Origin of the sequence: Micromonospora sp. M51 (assembly GCF_018070305.1) — a bacterium.
Classification (GTDB): domain Bacteria; phylum Actinomycetota; class Actinomycetes; order Mycobacteriales; family Micromonosporaceae; genus Micromonospora; species Micromonospora parva.
Window position 1 is genome coordinate 1 of sequence record NZ_JAGPXZ010000776.1, and the last position, 2,776, is coordinate 2,776.

Genomic DNA, 2,776 nt, shown 5'->3' on the forward strand with positions numbered 1-2,776 from the left:
CGGTGGGCCGGGTTGCCGATGCGCTCGGCGTGGAGTTCGGGGTGCCCTGCCGGGTGGCGTACGCGTCGGCGGCTCCACCGGCGGCCGGCGTGGCGGTGTCCCGGTTGCGGGCGTCCGGCGCGCGGCGGGTCGCGGTGTCCGCGTACTTCCTGGCGCCGGGGTTGTTCCATGACGCGGTGGCCGAGGCGGCCGGGGCGGCGGGTGCGGTGGTGGTTGCCGCGCCGTTGACCGACGCGCCGGAGCTGGTCGAGTTGGTGCTGCGCCGGGTCGACGATCGGCCCGTGCTGGCGTCGACGGGCTGAACCCGTGCCGGCCTGGACGGGCTGATCCGGTGCCGGCCTCGACGGGGCTGATCCGGTGCCGGCCCGGTGCCGGACAGCGGAACGCCCCGGTGGGCGAACCCACCGGGGCGTACAGCTGTGTCGTTGGGGATCAGGCGGAGTGAGCGCGCAGCACCCGGAGACCGCCGCGCCGCTTGACAGCGCGCCGCTCCTCCTCGCTCATTCCGCCCCAGACGCCGGCGTCCTGACCAGACTCGAGTGCCCACTGCAGGCACTGGTCGGTCACGGAGCAGCGCCTGCAGACGGCCTTGGCCTGCTCGACCTGCAGGAGAGCCGGTCCGGACGTCCCAATCGGGAAGAACAGCTCCGGGTCCTCGTCGCGGCAGACAGCATGGTGACGCCAGTCCATGGCGGCAACACTCCTCATTCTGGATGGGTGGCAAATATTGCTTGTCGTGCTTTCCCTATATGCATCCGCAGTGCCGAGGTGACAGTTAGCGTTCGTCCATTCGGCAGTGCGTGAGCAGGCAGTTAGTGCCGGGGACCTGCTGGAACAGCTCAACCTGACGAGCATATCCAGGCAATGTCCCGGTAACTCAAGTTCGCTTGTGAATACTTTCACGAACAGTCGTGATGTCAAGGGTGACGCTCGGAAAAACTCCGGGCGGTGAGCAAGCCCACAACCCGTTTGTCCGGGTTTCCGCGCTTTCCTGGTTACCCGGCGTGCCACAGTCGAGGATCAATATAGTACAGTCCGCGTGACATTGCTGACATTTCCGGCACCTGCCCCTCGGTGTGGCGGCGACCCGGCCGATCGGTTGTGGCCACCGTGTCGACCAACTGTGGTACCCGAGACCTAGCAGATTACTCTCAGTGCGGCCGGAACGGAGGTGAATCTGACTTTCTCCCGCTCGCCGAGATAGTCCCCGTCCAGCTGGAACGCCTGCGGGCGGCTGGAGACCAGGGTGAACTCCGCCGTGTCATGGAGTCGTAACACCTGACGACCGCGTGGATTCGGTTGCCGGGACAGGAACTGCGTCACTGTCCGTGTTGTGCTAGCCACCCGGAGCTGACGCAACGCCAGTACATCCAGCCCGAGATCGAACGACGCCTCCGGGTTCGGGTTGACCTCCCGGTCGCCCAGGTACGTCCACGGGGCAGTGTTCTGGATGATGACGGTGGCCAGCTCGGCCTCCGCCGGCTCGCCCGGGCGCTCCAGGACGATCGCCGGGTGCCGCCGGTCCGAGGCGAGGAAATACTGGTTCATGATCGAACGCAGGTAGAGCGACGGCGTGGACACCCGCCCCTTGCGCCGGGCCTGCTCCACCCGGTGGATCACCGCGGCGTCCAGGCCGAACCCGGCGCAGAAGGTGAAGTAGCGGTCGTCGGCGCGGCCCAGCCCCACCGTCCGGCTGCGGCCCAGCCGCAGCCCCTCCAGGATCATGCTGGTCGCCTCCGGCCACTCCCGGGGCAGCCCCACCGCGCGGGCGAACACGTTTGTCGAACCGCCGGGGACGGTGGCCAGCGCGGGCAGTCGCTCGGCCATCGGCGCATCACCGGCGCGGGTCGGCGGCTCGGCCGTCATCAGGCCGTTCACCACCTCGTTCACCGTGCCGTCGCCACCCAGGGTGACGACCAGGTCGACCCCCTCCGCGGCTGCCTCCCGGGCGAGCGCCACGGCGTGCCCGCGCCGACGGGTGTAGCGCACGCTGAGATCGACTTCGCTGCGCAGCGCCCGGACAAGCACGTCCCGGCTGCGTTCGCTGGTGGTGGTGGCCTTCGGATTGACCACCAGGACGGCCCGCATGGGCGGCACTGTACCTGCCGGCAGCCCGGGTATCGTGGCGCGCGTGACCATCGACTCGGACCCGATCCCCGTCACGCTCCGCTGGGCGGTCCGGCTGCTGTGGGCAGAGGCGGCAGTCGTCGGGCTGATCGCCGTCTGGCTGATCTGGGCCGACCTCACCGCCACCCGCACCGACCTGCTGGCGGCGTTGCTGGTGACCGGGTTCGCCATCGGCGCGGCCGTCGTGCTCTGGGCGCTGGGACGCGCGCTGCTGCGCCGTCAGGCGGGCGCACGCGCCCCCGCCATCGTGCTTCAGCTGATGCTGCTGCCGATCGGTTGGTTCATGATCCAGGCAGGGCTGGGCTGGCTGGGCGTGCCGCTGATGGCGCTCGGCCTGGGCGTGGGCTGGCTGCTGGTCTGCCCCCCGACGACCCGTGCCCTCGGCTTCCAGTGACCGCCAGGGTGGGCCGGGTCGGTCAGTAGCCGCCGGAGCGGCGGGTGAGCAGCGCGATCGTGGCCCGGCCGTCGGCCGACGTGGCGGACGCCGACGTGGTCAGCGCGGTGAGCACCTTCCAGGCGAAGGACGACTCGGCGGGCAGGGTGGCACCGCGCACGGTCGGCACTGTCACCTCGACGGTGAGCGCGTCCTCGGTGACCGCGAAACGGCACTCCAGCTCGGCGTCGCGGGTGGCGATGGCGAGCAGCATGG

The 2,776-nt window shown here is 70.0% G+C and carries 4 protein-coding genes and 1 pseudogene; 2 read left to right on the plus strand and 3 right to left on the minus strand.

The features are described from left to right. A partial coding sequence (locus KBX53_RS28580; protein ID WP_305797982.1) for a CbiX/SirB N-terminal domain-containing protein occupies window positions 1–302 on the plus strand: 302 nt, incomplete at its 5' end. Between the two features lie 130 nt (window positions 303–432). On the opposite strand, the gene KBX53_RS28585 is transcribed toward KBX53_RS28580, so the two are convergent. Both KBX53_RS28585 and KBX53_RS28590 read right to left on the minus strand, forming a co-directional pair. Beyond that, window positions 433–690 (minus strand): WhiB family transcriptional regulator, encoded by a 258-nt coding sequence (locus KBX53_RS28585; protein WP_007072794.1) that lies wholly within the window; start codon window positions 688–690, stop codon window positions 433–435. A 447-nt stretch (window positions 691–1,137) separates the two neighbouring features. Beyond that, window positions 1,138–2,088 carry a diacylglycerol kinase family protein gene (locus tag KBX53_RS28590; protein WP_030336678.1) on the minus strand — a complete coding sequence of 317 codons (951 nt, stop codon included), beginning with the start codon at window positions 2,086–2,088 and terminating at the stop codon, window positions 1,138–1,140. Window positions 2,089–2,131: 43 nt separating this feature from the next. Here KBX53_RS28590 and KBX53_RS28595 point away from each other — a divergent pair, with 43 nt between their 5' ends. Then, window positions 2,132–2,521, plus strand: a complete 390-nt coding sequence (locus KBX53_RS28595) for a hypothetical protein (protein WP_210862675.1) — start codon at window positions 2,132–2,134, stop codon at window positions 2,519–2,521. Between the two features lie 22 nt (window positions 2,522–2,543). Here KBX53_RS28595 and KBX53_RS28600 read toward each other — a convergent pair. Then, a pseudogene (locus KBX53_RS28600) lies at window positions 2,544–2,776 on the minus strand (anti-sigma regulatory factor); the annotation flags it as partial.

Bases quoted from the DNA above. Each gene is read 5' to 3' on its own strand.
- KBX53_RS28585 (WP_007072794.1), bottom strand. From the start codon at position 690: ATGGACTGGCGTCACCATGCTGTCTGCCGCGACGAGGACCCGGAGCTG.
- KBX53_RS28590 (WP_030336678.1), bottom strand. From the start codon at position 2,088: ATGCGGGCCGTCCTGGTGGTCAATCCGAAGGCCACCACCACCAGCGAA.